The following is a 15,263-nucleotide window of genomic DNA, read 5'->3' as shown; positions in this document are numbered from 1 at the left end:
GAGGTCAAAGCCGGGCCAAGCGAACTCGTTGACTTCGTCGGTGACGACCCAGGATCGCGCATCGTCAAGACCTAGGTGGTCCTTCACCCTCAGCGGAATCTCCAAGGCCTGTTCGTCGGCGGTTGGCGCGGAGTGGGTGATCGGCGCGACCATGACGATCGTCAGCCCATCGGCAGCGCGCCGATGCGACAGGATGATCGCGCAAGGACGCGGGTGGCGCGCGTTGTCGCGGCCTTGGTCGCGTTCACGTCGCCAGAGATAGTTGAACCGGATGACGAGACCGACATCCGGCTTCGGAAGGGCCACGGCGCCTAATCGTCCAGCAGGGCGTCGAGGTAGTCATGCACGGGATCGACGCGCGCTTCGGAGAGCGCCGTCAACGACTCCGTCGACAGTTCGTGGGCCCATTGGGCGCGGGTGGCCAAGCTCTTGAGCCGTACGAATTCGTCGTAGTCGTGTTTCGACATCAGGACCTCAGTGACGCGGTTGTGGTGCGTCACCGCGACGGGCTCCCGTTGAGCCGCCTGGCGATATTGTGAGAAGCGCTTGGCAATTTCGGTTGCGGTGACTTCGAGCATGGCGACCTCCGAAGTCCGCAAAATGCGGATTTTCCGCGCTCACGTCAAGCCGATCTTCGCTTCCGACGTCGGTGCGGCTGGCCCGATCCAGATGCGTCACGGGCTACAGGCTCATCCAAGTGGATGCATTACTCGCATGATACCACATCATCTGCGCTATCGCGGAGTTGAGCCGGTTCCAGACAGAGCGTCGCTGAAGGCGTTCACTCGAACATTGGCGCCGCTGGAGGTATCGTTTTCCAGACTCCACCGGGTCTGCGACTCCAGAGCGCCAGACTCGAGAAAGCCTCCATGTCTCGAAATATGTGCGGAGCGCGATTGAATTCTGGCGGAAACAGGCTGGAACTGAATGTCCGATCGGACGGACAATTTTGCATACTCAAGCTTGACCGTATCGCAAGTGCGAGAAGATTTTGACGGGCGTTGCAAAAATACGCCCCTAAATCGGAGCGCGAAGGACTAGAAGCCCTCAACTTTCCGATTTGTCCGGATGATCTTGGGGTTTCCAAATGCGCTACCGCTCTCTGCTCTTCGTCGCCGCCTCCGCCGCCGCCCTCTGGGCCGGCGCCGCCACCGCCCAGACCTCCGTGTCCGCCTCGGGTGAGGCCAATGTCGAGGAGCTGGTGGTCACCGGCACCCGCACCGTGGGCCGTTCGCGGCTGGACACCCTGGCCCCCGTCGATGTCATCGGCGCCGAGGCCATCAGCCGCCAAGGCGCTTCCACCGAACTGGCCCAGGCGCTGGCCAACCTGACGCCCGCGCTGGACTTCCCGCGCCCCGCCATCACCGACGGCACCGACCATGTGCGTCCGGCCACCCTGCGCGGCCTGGCGCCGGACCAGACCCTGGTTCTCGTCAACGGCATGCGCGGCCACGTTTCGGCCCTGGTGGCCGTGAACGGCTCCATCGGCCGCGGTTCGACAGCCTTCGACCTCAACACCATCCCCACCGTGACCGTCGACCGCGTCGAGGTCCTGCGCGACGGCGCCTCGGCCCAGTACGGCGCCGACGCCATCGCCGGTGTCATGAACATCCGCCTGCGCGAAGCCGCGTCGGGCGGCGGCGCCACCTTCAACTACGGCGTCTACGACACCACAGTGCGCACGGCGCGTGGCAAGCGCGACGCCAAAGACGGCGTCACCCAGTCCTTTGCCGCCTGGCAGGGCTTCGGCCTCGGCGACGGCGGCTTCCTGACGGTGTCGGGAGAATATGTGAAGCGCAACGCCACCAACCGTTCGGACTATGCCGACCGCGTCGCCCTGCCGCTGTACAACCCCGGCCGCATCATCGGCCGCTACGGCGATCCGAAGGTGGAGAGCTACACGCTGTTCGCCAATGCGGGCCTGCCCCTGAACGACACCTGGTCGGTCTATGGCTTCGCCGGCTACCAGCACCGCGACACCAACGCCGCGGCCACCGCGCGCGCCTACAACAACGCCAACAACGTGGCCGCCGTCTATCCGGGCGGCTTCCTTCCGCAGATCGAAACCGAGATCAAGGACATCACCGTCCAGGGTGGGATCAAGGGCGAGGCGGCCGGCTGGAATGTCGATCTGTCGGCCAATTACGGCAAGAACGAGCTGGACTACACGGTCGTGAACTCGATCAACGCCTCCTATGGCGCGGCCTCGCCGCGGACCTTCAGGGCCGGGTCGCTGGAATACAGCCAGTGGATCGTCGACCTGAACCTCTCGCGCACCTTCGACGTCGGTCTGGTGGAGCCGCTCAACGTGGCGGGCGGCCTTGAGTACCGCGACGAGTCCTTCGGGATCGGCGCAGGCGAGGCGGCGTCCTACACGGTGGGCCCCGATCCCACCAAGGCGGGCGTGTCGCAGGGCTTCCCGGGCTTCCGCCCCGCCAATGAGGTGGATGTCTCGCGCCACAACTACGCGGTCTATGTCGACCTGGAAGGCAAGCTGACCGAGAAGTTCGGCTTCGACATCGCCGGCCGTTACGAGGATTATTCGGACTTCGGCGGCAAGGGCACGGGCAAGCTGGCCCTGCGTTACGACTTCAACGACGCCTTCGCCCTGCGCGGCGCGGTTTCCACCGGCTTCAAGGCCCCGGCCCTGCAGCAGCAGTACTTCACCTACACCTCCACCAACAACGTGCTGGTGGGCACGACCTTCCAGCTGATTGAGGTCGGCACCTTCCCGGTGTCCAGCCCCGTGGCCCGCGCGCTCGGCGCCAAGCCGCTGGAACCTGAGACCTCGGTCAACTACTCGCTCGGCGTGGTTTACCGCGCCGGCGCCTTCGAATTGACCGTCGACGCCTACCAGATCGACCTGGAAAACCGCATCGTCCTGTCGGAAAACCTGCCCAACACCAACACGCCTGCGGCGACCTCGGCGGCGATCACCGCCCTGTTGACCCCGTTCGGCGTCAGCGCCGCGCGCTTCTTCATCAACGGCGTGGACACCACCACCAAGGGCGTCGACGTCGTCGCCCGCTACCACTTCGACCTGGGCGACAGCCGCCTGGACCTGACCGCGGCGGCCAACTTCAATTCCACGGAAGTGACCAAGACCCCCGCCCTGCCGACCCTGTCGGCCCTGGCGCAGCCGGCCTTCCTGTTCGACCGGGCCAATCGCCTGACCTACGAAGAGGGAACTCCGGAACGCAAGCTGGTGTTCGGGGCCGACTGGACCCGCAACAATGTGGCCATCAGCACCAAGGTCACCGATTATGACGGCGTCCTCTCACCCAGCAACAACCCGGCCTTCGACATCGGCACGGGCCGGGCGACCCTGGTGGATCTGGAGGGGCGATACACCTTCCCGATGGGCGTGACCGTGGCGCTGGGCGCCAACAACATCCTCGACGAATATCCGCGGTCCACGCCGACCAGCGTCAATGGCGCGACCGGCTCTATCGGCTTCCCGGGCTACTCGCCCTTCGGCTTCAACGGCCGCTTCGTCTACAGCCGCCTGAGCTACAAGTGGTAGCCGACAGCCTCGGCTGAGTAACTGGAGGGCGCGGCGTGTCAAACGTCGCGCCCTTTTTCTTTCGAGCGATGGGCTGGCAAGGGCCGACCTAGAGCTTGGCCCCCAGTTGGCGATCTCGGCCAGGATGTCCAGGAAGAAGGGTCGGTCGCGGCGTTAGAGGGCCGATACGCAGCCATCTGCGGCGCGGCGCGGGTGTTCCGGTCGCTGGTGGCCAAGTCTTGGTTCTGGGCGACGATGAGGTTTTCAGCTTTCGGGATGGGTCGCTGGAGGTGTGCTGCGAGAGGACGTCAGCCAAGGTCTGCGAGATCGACCGGCGCGAGCGGATCGATTGCGATGTTGAGGCGGTAGCGCGTGGCTTTGTGCTCACCGGTCCGCAACAGGGCGCCGATGCTGACGAGAGCGGCCAGATCACGTGTCGTGGTCGCGGGGGGGGCGCTTGTGATGCTCATGTAGTTGGCGGCGCTGAGCCCGCCGACGAAACCGTCTGGCCCTGCCGCGAACAGCCGCAGTAACGCCCGCTCTTGGCGGACGTTGAGCTGGCCGCGAAGGATGTCCATTGTACGTGCCTTGGCCAGCACAAACTCAACCCTCCGCAGTGTCCGCCGCTGGGCTTCAATCGCCTTGGCTGCGAACCATAGGAGCCAATCAGTGACCTCCAGCGTCCCATGGGCGCGTTCAAGTGCGGCGTAATAGGCTTTGCGGTGGGCCAAGAGCGTGCTCGCCATGCCGGTCACCGCAGGCGTGGGCAGGCTCTGGGCGAGCAGTTTTTCGCTGATGGCCCGGCCGAATCGGCCGTTGCCGTCTTCGTAGGGATGGATGCTCTCAAACCAGATATGAGCCAACCCCGCGCGCGTGAGCGCGGGGAGGGGCGAGGGGCCATCGGGTTGGCTTTGTCTCATCCATGCCAACAGCCGGTCCATCTCCCGGCGGACCTGTGCCGCGGGTGGGGCCTCGAAATGAACCCTTGGCCGATGGAGGGGGCCAGACACGATTTGCATCGGGTCGCCACCGGTCCTGAATTTTCCGATGTCCGCAAGATCGGTGCGGCCGTTGGCTACCAGCCGATGCCACTGATGGAGGGTGGACTCCCGCAGCGGTTCACCAACGCGCTGATAGAGATCGACCATCATCTCAGCGATTCCGGCCTCGGCCGGCTTGGCCCGGCGTTGGTCGCTAGCAAGCCCCAGGTGTCGGCGAATCGAAGATTGCACGCTGTCGCGGTCGAGCACCTCGCCCTCGATGGCCGAGGTGTCCATGGCTTCGTGACTCATCAACTCGACATTGAGGGCGATGCGATCATCCTCGCCCAGGTGCTTCGAAACACCGATGGCGATGCCGGCGCCTTCAAGATATGTCGTCTCGGCTTTCTGGAGCCGAAGGGCGTCCCAGGAGAAGCTGGGCCAGTCGTCCTGCTGCCAGTTCCAATGCATGATCGATATAGAGTCTTGTTGTCGATCAATAATCGACCATGAATGAGCGATAAAAGCCGCGTCAGCCTCCTGCCCCGTGCGGTGAGCGGCTCGGCTCGTCGGACCTTCGGAGTCAGGGGCGTCACTCAGCCAGTGTTCGCCCGACCTAAGGCCGCGAGAGCACGATCGAGGTGGGGGGCCTTCCTTAAGACCTGTATCGATAGACACCGGTGTCATTATTTCCGGCGAGTTCAATTCCTCTGCTCTGCTTTTGCAGGACCTGGGCATTGTAATGACAAATTTATCATATTTATAAACCTTTGCCTGGCGACGTTTTGCGGCTGACCCGGCGTATGAGGCGGCTTAACAACAGTTTTCGGCGCCGCCTTTGCTTTGGCGCTCTCGCCATTTAGAATTTGGTTCATTAGGGATCGGACCCATATTGGGGCGCTGCAGCGCCTGGGGCCGGCTGGGGAGTTTCGCTTTGACCGCCACCACGACTATTCCGGGGCTTTTCCCCGCACCGACCAAGCACGCCAAGCTGATCGCCTGGGTGGAGCAGACCGCCGCCCTGACCCAGCCTGACCGGGTCTACTGGTGCGACGGCTCCGATGCGGAATGGACTGCGCTGACCTCTGAGCTGGTGGCCGGTGGCACGCTGAAACCCTTGAACCCCGCCAAGCGGCCCAACTCCTTCTTCGCGGCGTCGGATCCCCGCGACGTCGCCCGGGTCGAGAGCCGCACCTTCATCTGCTCGCAGAAGGAGGAAGACGCCGGCCCCACCAACAACTGGCTCGACCCCACCGAGATGCGGGCCGATCTGCAGGACCTGTTCAAGGGCTGCATGAAGGGCCGCACCATGTACGTGGTGCCCTTCAGCATGGGCCCGCTGGGCTCCAAGATCAGCCAGCTGGGCGTCGAGATCACCGACAGCGCCTATGTGGCCATCTCCATGCGCGTGATGACCCGCATGGGCGCCGGCGCGCTGAAGGAGATCGGCGACGACGGCTTCTTCGTCCCGGCCCTGCACTCTGTGGGCATGCCGCTGGCCGACGGTCAGGCTGACGTCGCCTGGCCCTGCAACGAGATCAAGTACATCGTCCACTTCCCGGAAAGCCGGGAGATCTGGTCCTATGGCTCGGGCTATGGCGGCAACGCCCTGCTGGGCAAGAAGTGCTTCGCTCTGCGCATCGCCTCGGTGATGGCCCGCGACGAGGGGTGGTTCGCCGAGCATATGCTGATCCTGAAGCTGACCTCGCCCCAGGGCGTCGCCCGCTACATCGCCGCGGCCTTCCCCAGCGCGTGCGGCAAGACCAACATGGCCATGCTGCAGCCGACGCTTCCCGGCTGGAAGGCTGAGACCATCGGCGACGACATCTGCTGGATGCGCTTCGGCGACGACGGCCAGCTCTACGCCATCAACCCGGAAGCCGGCTTCTTCGGCGTGGCGCCAGGCACCGGCGTTGTGACCAACAAGAACGCGGTGGACTCGCTGCATTCCAACAGCGTCTTCACCAATGTCGCCCTGACCGCCGACGGCGACGTCTGGTGGGAAGGCCTCACCGACACGCCGCCGGAAGGCCTCACCGACTGGAAGGGCCGCCCCTGGTCGCCGCAGAGCGGCGAACCGGCCGCCCACCCCAACGCCCGCTTCACGGTGCCCGCGGCCCAATGCCCGGTGATCGCGCCGGAGTGGGAAGACCCCAAGGGCGTGCCGATCTCGGCCATCCTGTTCGGCGGCCGCCGCGCCAGCGCCGTGCCGCTGGTAACCGAGGCCTTCGACTGGGCCCACGGCGTCTTCATGGCCTCCAACGTCGCCTCGGAAGGCACCGCAGCGGCGGAGAACAAGATCGGCGAGCTGCGCCGCGATCCCTTCGCCATGTTGCCCTTCTGCGGCTATAACATGGGCGATTATTTCGATCACTGGCTGAAGATGGGCGCCAAGGCTGACGCCTCGAAGCTGCCGCGCATCTATTTCGTCAACTGGTTCCGCAAGGACGAGAAAGGCAAGTTCGTCTGGCCCGGCTTCGGTGACAACAGCCGCGTCCTGAAGTGGATCTTCGGCCGCCTTGAGGGCGCCGCCGCGGCCGTCGACACCCCCATCGGCCGGGTGCCGACCCAGGACAGCCTGGACCTCTCCGGCCTCAGCCTGACCCAGGCGCAGCTCGACCTGCTGCTCACCGTCGATCCGGTGGTCTGGCAGGAGGAGGCGGCCCTGATCCCTCCGGCCTACGAGAAATTCGGCGACCACATGCCCAAGGCGCTTTGGGGCGAGTACGAGGCGCTGGTCAGCCGGCTGGCCCAGGCCGCCCGTCCGGCCATGATGGTCGCGGAATAGGCTAGAGGCGGGGCGCGACATGACCTTGCCGCCCCGCCGACCACGCCTGGCCATCTTCGGCGCGGGGCCAGCCGGCGCTGCCTTCGCCCGCCAGTTCGCCCTGCTACCCTTCGAGGTGGAGACCTACGACACCCGGCCTCACAACGGGGGCCACGCCACGATCCTCGGCGAGGATGAACTGGTCGAGGTCGCCGGATGCCTCGAAGATGGTGACTACGCCTTGATCGCCAGCGCCAGTCACGAGCTGGACGGTCGCATCGCCCAGGCGGTTCTGACCTCGGGCCGCTTCCGGTATTGCGGCATGATCGGCTCCCGCAAGAAGCGCGATGAAATCCTGTCGAGCCTGGCCGACGCCGGCTTGCCTGCTGAACAGATCGGCCGGCTACGATGCCCGATCGGAATTCCGGACCTGCATGGCCGCGCGCCAGAAGTGATCGCCGTCTCCGTGGCGGCCCAGGTGCTTCAGGTTCTGCAGGAAGACAGCGCGCAGTAGCGGCGTCGCAGTCACGCGACGACGCGGCGCACCCGCCGCCGTGTCGGTGAACGCCGAATTAGTCACCCCATTCATGGACTTGCCCAGGATCGGGAAGGAAGTGCGTCAGGGTGTTCAGTCATAGTCCTTCTCCCCGCGGTCTTCCGTTCGGATCGGCGAGTTCTCAGCCCGTCTTCGACCGCGCCACCGACATGGCTGTGGCGATGTTCGACGGGTATGCCACCGCCTTGGCGCTCGTTCATCAGGGCCGCCTGTGGCGCCCCCGCGATCCTGAGCGATCATCGCCCTGACCGCCACCGCAGGCGGCCGTGATCGCCGTCTGACCTCGGCCATCTCGACCTGCGGGGCGGCGACCTTAGCGCGCCGGACTGCAATCGAACGAGAACCGCACTTTCTCTTTCCCGACCGCGCCCAGCCGTTCGTAGAAGCGTGTCGCGTCGAGGTTCCAGGCAGGCGTCTGCCATTGAATCTCCGGCAGGCCCGCCGTGCGCGCGAAACCGACGACCGCCTCGACCAATCGCGCGCCCAGGCCGCGGTTCCTGGCCGCCGCGCTCACGAACAAGCCGTCCATGTGCAGGTGCTCATCGCCCCGCCAAGCGCTGAACTCGCGGCTGGCGGCGGCGTAGCCCAGCAGGTCAGCACCGTCGCAGGCCACCCAGCCGAACAGCCGCGCGGGCGGCTCGAAGAGGGCGCGCGACAACTGCCACGGTTGCACAGACGCCTGGCCTCGCTCGAAGGCGGCGTGCTCGGCCATCAGGCCGAGGAGACCGGTGAGGTCGCCTGGGGTGACGGGGCGTATGCGCGCCTCGGGCCGGGTCGTCACGCGGAGACGGTGATGGCCAGATCGAACCCCTCGTCGATCCAGCCCGTCACACCACCGTCCATCCGCTTCACCTGACGGCCAAGCCTGGCGAGCCTGACGGCGCCCCGCGCCGCGCCGTTGCAGTGTGTCCCCGCGCAGTAGACGACGAAGAGCGTATCGGCGGGATAGGTGTCCATGCGCGAGGCGATGATCTTGCCGTGCGGCAGGTTGGTCGCGCCGGGCACGTGCCCCTTGGCGAAGAGGGCGGGGCCGCGGACATCCAGGAGCACAAAGCCCGGATTGCCCGACGCCTGCGCCTCGTGAACATCCCAGCAGTCGGTCTCATAGGCGAACTCGCGTTCGAAGTGCTCCAACGCGTCCTGGGGGTCAGCGGCGGGAACCTGGGTCACGGCGTTGGTCATGGCGGAACGTCTCCTCTGTAAGCGTCGCCTCAGAGTCTGACGCACGGGTCCTGATCACAATCGGCACGATCGCCAAGCTTCGCTAAGATCACGCCAAATGCCTCGCGCCCGGTCGCCAGGCGTGGCGGCGTCCGCCTAAGGCTGGTGCGAAGGAGACGAGACCCGATGGCCCAAGAGCTAAGGCCCCTCAACCGGCGCGTGGTCGCCCTGGTCTACGACAACCTTTGCAGCTTCGAGTTCGGCTGCGCCGCCGAGGTGTTCGGCCTGCCGCGCCCCGAGGTCGGCCCCGACTGGTACAGCTTCGCCACGGCTTCGGTGGATCCGGGACCGATACGGGCGATGGGCGGACTGCAGGTCCAGGCGTCTGGCGGTCTGGAAGCGCTGCAGGGGGCGGGAACGGTGATCGTGCCGGGCTGGAAGGGCCCCGATGTCCTGCCCAGCCCCGAACTCGTGACCGCGCTACGCGCCGCCCACGCAGGCGGGGCGCGGCTGGTGACGATCTGCTCAGGCGTGTTTGTGCTTGCCGCGGCCGGCTTGCTGGACGGCCGCCGTGCGACCACGCACTGGCGCTATGCCGAAATCCTGCGCGATTGTTACCCCCGCATCGAGGTGGATCCCAACGTCCTCTATGTCGACGAGGGCCAGATCCTCACCTCCGCCGGCAGCGCCGCGGGGCTGGATCTATGCCTGCACCTGGTGCGCCGGGACTTCGGGGCGCGGGTCGCCAACCAGGTGGCCCGCCGGCTGGTGATCGCGCCGCATCGGGACGGTGGCCAGGCCCAGTTCATCGAACGCCCTTTGCCGCAGACCGCAGGAGGGCGGCTCTCCCAATTGATCGCGGAACTTCAGGAAGACCTCCGCGACGCCCCCAGCATCCGGGACCTGGCGTCGCGTGCGGCGATGAGCGAACGCACGTTCATTCGCCGGTTCCAGGAGGCCACCGGGGTCGCGCCGGGCGCCTGGCTTGTGGCGGCCCGGGTCGACCGCGCCCGCGACCTCCTGGAGACCACCGATCTCAGCATCGAGCAGGTCGCGGCTGAAAGCGGCTTCGGGGCGGCGACCACCTTGCGCCATCACTTTCGCCAGCGGCTTGGCCTGAGCCCCGCCACCTACCGGGACCGCTTCGGCCAGGCAGGCTTTTGTCGCCCCGCCGCATGATGAACGCGGTCTCATCGCGCCGCTGCGGCCTTGGCCAGCCAGGCGCGCGGGGCGCGACGACCGAAGCGGTTCAAAGGCCGTGGCGTCTGGCCCCTGTCGGTCTCTTTGGCTGTAAACTCGCGGGAACCGACAGGGGCGCATTGCCGAGACAGGTTGACGCGTGAGTGTAGAATGAAGGCGTACAGACGTCTCCAGAGCTTGACGATGGAGGCGGTAGCTCATCGGAATATTGGCCATACTTGGCCAAATTGTTGCGATCATCCACAATATCGGCCATATTTGGCCGATGCTTAAGACGTACTCCGAACTTCTGCAGGATCTTGGGCGGCGCATCGGGGCGCGTCGCAAGGCCTTGGGGTGGACCCAGCAGGCGGCTGCCGAAAGGTCAGGCGTCAACTACCGCACTTGGCGTCGCCTTGAAGGCATGGGGCAGGCCTCTGTTCAGGACTTGGTGAAGGCCGCTGTCGCGCTACGCTGCGAGGAGGGGTTGGAGGACCTGTTTCCGGCCCCTGTCGCCACGACGCTCGACGAGCTATTGCGTCAGCAGAAGGCGCGGGCCCGACAGACCAGGGCGCGTGGCGTATGAAGTTGGCCCCAGGCACGCCTCTCGCCATCAACCTTATCTTCGATGAAAACCGGCCCCCGATACCCACGGTGCGCCTGGCGATGGCGCAGGGGTTTGCGCAGTTGGAATGGTCCCCGCACATCCTCGCCAGTCGGCTACCGGTCTCGGGCCTGCACTATCCGCCCGAGCCTGGCCTCCATGGCGCGCGGCGCCGGGACTTCGAGGGCCTGCACGGTTTCGTCGCCGACAGCCTGCCCGATGCGTGGGGCATTCTTGTCACCCGCCGCCGGCTCGCGAAGTTGGGTGTGCGCCTTGAGGATCTTAGTCCCCTGGACCGACTGGCCTTGGTCGGGCGGCAGGGCCGAGGCGCCATGGCCTTTCATCCCGACACGGCGCTCGCGCCGGAGGTTGAGACCCTGGACCTCGACGTCTTGGCCGCTGAGGCCGTGGCCATCATCGCCGGCGACGAAAGCGCGCTGGCGACCACCCTGGCCACGCTGGCCAACGGATCGGGCGGCGCTCGGCCTAAAATTCACGTCGGTTTCGATGCCAACGGCGCGATCTCCGTGGCGCAGGGCGAGGCTGCGCCGGGCCATACCGCCTGGATTGTCAAGTTCGCCGCGCCCAGCGATCCTCCCGACATCGGTCCAATTGAGGCGGCCTATGCCACGATGGCCAAGGCGGCAGGACTGGATGTCGCCGAACACCGGCTGCTTTCGGCGAGGTCTGGCCCCGGCTACTTCGCCACGCGTCGGTTTGACCGACCCGAGCCTGGACGCCGGCTCCACATGCTTTCCTTGGGGGGCGCGATCGAGGCGCCCTGGACGCAGCCTTCATCCTACGACCTATTTCTGCGAGCGACCTTGGCGCTCACGCGCCATGCCGGTGACCTGACCGCGGCGTTCCGGCGCATGATCTTCAACGTTCTGGCCAGCAATCGCGATGATCATGTCCGCCAGCACAGCTACCTGATGGACCAGGCGGGGGGCTGGCGTCTCGCACCGGCCTACGATCTGACCTTTTCAGCAGGTCCCGGGGGCGAACACTATCTTGACGTCGAGGGCGAAGGCCGCCGCCCGACCCGGTCCCATGTCCGGGCGCTGGGTCAGCGTCATGGCTACGACAGGGCAACTGTCGATCAGGTCATTGACGAGGTGTCCGCCGCGCTGGCTGGCTGGTCGAGCTTCGCCGACGACGCCGGGGTGACGACGCGCTCCAAGATCGCCATCGCCGCAGCTCACGCCGACGTTTCCGGGCCGTTTTTCGCGGCATCTTGAGTGACGAGCGCGAAGGGCGCCGGTGAAGGCGGCTTCGGCGCGGCGGGTTTCCATCGCCCCGCCGCCTGATGCGGGCTAGCCGCCGCGCGCCGCCTTACCCCCCGGTGCGGCCACGATCATCTGGATCAGCTCCTCGGTGATCTTCGGCTCCAGGCCCTCGGTGTGGCCCTTGTCCAGACGCACCACGTCGGCCACCAGCCGGTCATCCTGGCACTTGGGATAGACGAAGACCTGCGCCGTCCCCGGCCGGGCCTTCAGACCCCAGACCGGATAGGTCGAGCGGGCGGTGTCATAGACCCAACCGGCCTTCTCATCGATCACGTCGGGGCGTCGCACGCGCGGGGCGCAGGCGTATTTCGCGGCCCAGGGCGAGGTCTCCGGCAGTGAGACGATCTCGCGCTCCCCGGTCTCATAGATGTGGGAGAAGTCGCAGGCCTGGGGTGGTCCTTCGCCAAAGCTGCGTGGACGGGCGGGCGGCGGCGTGCCGTCGGCCTGGGGTGGGCCGAAGCCCGGCACGATGGGGGCCTGGCCGATGCGGCCCCCCGACAGGCTGAGCAGGCCGTCGACCTTGCCCTTGAAGTAGTCGGAACAGACGATCCGGTGCGAGGTCATGCCGCCCTGGCTGTGGCCCGCCAGCCAGAAGGACTTGATGTTCTGTCGGCCGAACTGCTCGAGCACCAGATCGGTGATCGTCTGCAGATGGGCGTCGTCGGCGGCCGGCTGCCACATGCGCACGTCAGGGCCGCCCGGACCCATTGTGGCTGTTGTCGCAGCGGTGGGAGTGGCGATCACCAGCCGGTACTTTTCCTTGTAGTCCATGGCCGGGAAGTAGTGCCGCTGCCAGTTGCCGATGGAGCCGGCGCCGTGGATGTTGAGGATGAACACCACCTTCTCGTCCGGCTTCAGGTCGCAGGGATAGTCGAGGAAGAACTTACGGCCGCCCACGGTGGTGTTGCCGGTTTCGCCGATCAGCGCGCCCTGGCAGTCGGCGCCGGAGCAATGCATGGCCGGCGGCGTCGTGCAGGCCACACCAGCCTTGTCGGCCGCGAAGGCGGTAGGCGCGAGACTGATGAGAGCCAGGCCCGCGAGGACGGGCAGGGTGGTTTTCAGGTTCATGGGGGGCCTCCTCATTTCGCGACCATCATCAGCTTGACGATCTCTTCGGTGATGTGGGGCTCAAGCCCCTCGGTGTGGCCCTTGTCCAGGCGCACGATGTCGGCGACGACCTTGCCGTCGGCGCAGGTCGGATAGAGGTAGACCTGGGCCGCGCCCGGCCGGGCCTTGCCGCCCCAGATCGGGTTGGGATTGGCCTGGACACGGCTGTCGCTGACATAGCCGGCCTGGGTGTCGATGATCTTCGGGCCCAGGGTCTGGGCGCCGCACTTCAGCTTCTGCGCCCACGGCGAGGTCGCCGGCAGACCCGCTGCGGTCAGTTCGTGCTCGCCGGTCTCGTAGATGTGGGAGAAGGCGAACTCCGGCAGGATCGAGGCGTCCGCCGCCAGCCGCATCGGGGCGCCTGCCGGGACGCCGGGCGGGGTCGCAGGTTGGCCGCCGGGGCCAGGGATGGGCGCGCGGACCTCCTCCCGCTTCGAGCCCAGCCGCCCGCCCGACAGGCTGACCCAGCCGGTCAGCCGGCTGCGATAGGGCGCGGTGGTCAGCAGACGGTTGGAGGTCTGCCCGCCCAGGGAGTGTCCGGCCAGCCAGAAGGCCTTGATGTTGGCGGCGCCGAAGTCGGCATAGACGCGTTCGACGATGGCTTGAAGATAGGCGTCGTCCTTGGCCGGGTTCCAGCCCAAGTCCGAGCCGCTGGGGCTGGCGATCACCAGACGGTATTTTTCCTTCAGGTCGACGATGGGGAAGTAGTGCCGCTGCCAGTTACCGATCGAGCCTCCGCCATGGAGGTTGAGAACGAAGGTGACCTTCTCGCCGGGCTTGAGGTCGCAGGGATAGTCCAGGAAGAACTTCCGCCCGCTCGCGGCCTCTACCGCGTTGCCAGTCTCCGCGATCAGCGGCGCGGCGCAGCCCGTCACATCACAATGGAAGGGTGGCGGAGTCTGGCAGGCGACGCCGCCGACCTCCTTGGCCAGGGCCTGGGATCCGAACGTCAGAACCGCTCCAGCGCCCAGCAGTGCGGCGGTCCGCGAAATAGATGTCAGCAAGACAGGTCTCCTCCACCCGAGATCGGCGTCTCCGCGCCGTGGCTTCACACTAACACTGTTAGGGAGATATTGCGCGCCTATTTCATCGGTGATCAAGTCGGCTTCGACCGGCGTGGAGCAACGGCATGGCCCTCGAGCGGGCGACGATCATCTCGGCGGCGTTGAAGCTCCTGGACGAGGTCGGGATCGAGGGCTTGAGCAACCGTCGGCTCGCCGCTGAGCTGGGGGTGAAGGGGCCTTCGCTCTATTGGCACTTCAAGAGCATGGCTGACCTGCACAGCCAGATGGCCGAGGCGATGTTGGCGCAGGTCATGCCCTCACCGGATCCCGAGGCCTTTCCCGGCGGCTGGCGCGAATGGCTGTCGTTTGGCGCCTGGGGCCTGCGTGGGGTGGCGATGTCGCGGCGGGACGGCGTGGAGATCCTGGCGACGGCCAAGCCCACTGGGACCAATCCGCTGCTGAGCTTCCCGGCCATGGTCGGCCGCCTGGAGGCCGCAGGCTTCGCGCCGGACGCCGCCCGCGGCGCGATGATCGCGATCGGCCGCTATGTGATGGGATCGGCCCGCAGTGCGAACGCGGGTTCCGACGCGGACTTCGCTTTCGGACTGGAGACCCTGCTGGACGGGCTGGAGGTCAGGTTGGCGCGGACGAACCCCTGAAACCCAGGGCGTCCAGAACGCGCTCGACCTGCAGCTCGGTTGGCAGGGCGATGTTGACGGTGACGACATCCTTCTCAGACGCCGGGGGCTCCAGGGTCAGGAGTTGGCTGTCCAGCATCTGCGGCCCTGCGAAGTGGCCGGTGCGTTCGGCCAGCCGCCGGTGCAGGAGGTCCCGATCTCCCGTCAGCCAGACGAATCTCAAGCCCGGCCGGCCGGTTCGAAGGCTTTCCCGATAGCTCTGCTTCAGCGCCGAGCAGGCCAGGAGGCAGGGCGCGTTCTCGGCGCGGCGGTCGTCGATCCATTGGCGCACGGCTGCAAGCCAAGGCGCGCGGTCGGTGTCGGTCAGGGGTTCGCCGCGCCGCATCTTCTCGACGTTCGATGGGGGGTGCAGGTCATCGCCATCCTGGTGGGCCCAGTCCAGGCGCGCGGCCAATGCCGCCGTCAGGGTTGACTTGCCC

15 protein-coding genes are annotated in these 15,263 nt (G+C 66.5%); 7 read left to right on the top strand and 8 right to left on the bottom strand.

Annotated features, from left to right (window positions below):
- A partial coding sequence (locus AAC997_RS01775; protein ID WP_340643981.1) for a type II toxin-antitoxin system PemK/MazF family toxin occupies positions 1-306 on the bottom strand: 306 nt, incomplete at its 3' end.
- Positions 307-311: 5 nt separating this feature from the next.
- Entirely contained in the window at positions 312-578 is a 267-nt protein-coding gene (locus AAC997_RS01770) for a type II toxin-antitoxin system prevent-host-death family antitoxin (protein ID WP_340643980.1), read from the bottom strand.
- Positions 579-1,087: 509 nt separating this feature from the next.
- On the opposite strand from AAC997_RS01770, the gene AAC997_RS01765 reads away from it, so the two are divergent.
- Positions 1,088-3,523 (top strand): TonB-dependent receptor, encoded by a 2,436-nt coding sequence (locus tag AAC997_RS01765; RefSeq protein ID WP_340643979.1) that lies wholly within the window; start codon positions 1,088-1,090, stop codon positions 3,521-3,523.
- A 287-nt stretch (positions 3,524-3,810) separates the two neighbouring features.
- Here AAC997_RS01765 and AAC997_RS01760 read toward each other — a convergent pair whose 3' ends face one another.
- Positions 3,811-4,953, bottom strand: a complete 1,143-nt coding sequence (locus AAC997_RS01760; RefSeq protein WP_340643978.1) for a Fic family protein — start codon at positions 4,951-4,953, stop codon at positions 3,811-3,813.
- A gap of 463 nt (positions 4,954-5,416) precedes the next feature.
- Here AAC997_RS01760 and AAC997_RS01755 point away from each other — a divergent pair, with 463 nt between their 5' ends.
- Both AAC997_RS01755 and AAC997_RS01750 read left to right on the top strand, forming a co-directional pair.
- Positions 5,417-7,270: a phosphoenolpyruvate carboxykinase (GTP) gene (locus AAC997_RS01755; RefSeq protein WP_340643977.1), complete on the top strand. Its 1,854-nt coding sequence runs from the start codon at positions 5,417-5,419 to the stop codon at positions 7,268-7,270.
- A 19-nt stretch (positions 7,271-7,289) separates the two neighbouring features.
- Positions 7,290-7,763, top strand: coding sequence for an XdhC family protein (locus AAC997_RS01750; RefSeq protein ID WP_340643976.1), 474 nt, complete (start codon positions 7,290-7,292; stop codon positions 7,761-7,763).
- A gap of 355 nt (positions 7,764-8,118) precedes the next feature.
- Here the strand turns inward: AAC997_RS01750 and AAC997_RS01745 are convergent, their stop codons facing one another.
- Together AAC997_RS01745 and AAC997_RS01740 are read right to left on the bottom strand one after the other, a co-directional pair.
- Complete coding sequence (locus AAC997_RS01745; protein ID WP_340643975.1) at positions 8,119-8,586, bottom strand: GNAT family N-acetyltransferase; 468 nt, start codon at positions 8,584-8,586, stop codon at positions 8,119-8,121.
- Complete coding sequence (locus AAC997_RS01740) at positions 8,583-8,987, bottom strand: rhodanese-like domain-containing protein (RefSeq protein ID WP_340643974.1); 405 nt, start codon at positions 8,985-8,987, stop codon at positions 8,583-8,585. Before AAC997_RS01740 ends, AAC997_RS01745 begins: the two co-directional genes overlap by 4 nt.
- Positions 8,988-9,152: 165 nt before the next feature.
- Here AAC997_RS01740 and ftrA point away from each other — a divergent pair, with 165 nt between their 5' ends.
- The 3 genes from ftrA to AAC997_RS01725 all read left to right on the top strand — a co-directional run bounded on the left by ftrA (position 9,153) and on the right by AAC997_RS01725 (position 11,987).
- Positions 9,153-10,145 carry a transcriptional regulator FtrA gene (gene ftrA, locus AAC997_RS01735; protein WP_340643973.1) on the top strand — a complete coding sequence of 331 codons (993 nt, stop codon included), beginning with the start codon at positions 9,153-9,155 and terminating at the stop codon, positions 10,143-10,145.
- A gap of 229 nt (positions 10,146-10,374) precedes the next feature.
- Positions 10,375-10,731: a helix-turn-helix transcriptional regulator gene (locus AAC997_RS01730; RefSeq protein WP_340643972.1), complete on the top strand. Its 357-nt coding sequence runs from the start codon at positions 10,375-10,377 to the stop codon at positions 10,729-10,731.
- Positions 10,728-11,987: a type II toxin-antitoxin system HipA family toxin gene (locus tag AAC997_RS01725; RefSeq protein WP_340643971.1), complete on the top strand. Its 1,260-nt coding sequence runs from the start codon at positions 10,728-10,730 to the stop codon at positions 11,985-11,987. Before AAC997_RS01730 ends, AAC997_RS01725 begins: the two co-directional genes overlap by 4 nt.
- A 75-nt stretch (positions 11,988-12,062) precedes the next feature.
- Here AAC997_RS01725 and AAC997_RS01720 read toward each other — a convergent pair whose 3' ends face one another.
- The gene (locus tag AAC997_RS01720; RefSeq protein WP_340643970.1) at positions 12,063-13,103 is read right to left on the bottom strand and encodes a hypothetical protein; all 1,041 of its coding nucleotides are present in this window, start codon (positions 13,101-13,103) and stop codon (positions 12,063-12,065) included.
- A gap of 11 nt (positions 13,104-13,114) precedes the next feature.
- A complete protein-coding gene (locus tag AAC997_RS01715) occupies positions 13,115-14,146 on the bottom strand; it encodes an alpha/beta hydrolase (protein ID WP_340643969.1) in 1,032 nt (343 codons plus the stop codon).
- A 125-nt stretch (positions 14,147-14,271) separates the two neighbouring features.
- On the opposite strand from AAC997_RS01715, the gene AAC997_RS01710 reads away from it, so the two are divergent.
- Positions 14,272-14,805, top strand: coding sequence for a TetR family transcriptional regulator (locus tag AAC997_RS01710; RefSeq protein ID WP_340643968.1), 534 nt, complete (start codon positions 14,272-14,274; stop codon positions 14,803-14,805).
- On the opposite strand, the gene AAC997_RS01705 is transcribed toward AAC997_RS01710, so the two are convergent.
- A partial coding sequence (locus tag AAC997_RS01705; protein ID WP_340643967.1) for a gluconokinase occupies positions 14,780-15,263 on the bottom strand: 484 nt, incomplete at its 5' end. The two genes, AAC997_RS01710 and AAC997_RS01705, sit on opposite strands and share 26 nt — an antisense overlap.

The organism is Phenylobacterium sp. (genome assembly GCF_037968635.1).
Classification (GTDB): Bacteria; Pseudomonadota; Alphaproteobacteria; order Caulobacterales; family Caulobacteraceae; genus Phenylobacterium.
Note: the sequence above shows the minus strand (reverse complement) of the source record. Positions and strands in the feature narration are given on the sequence as shown.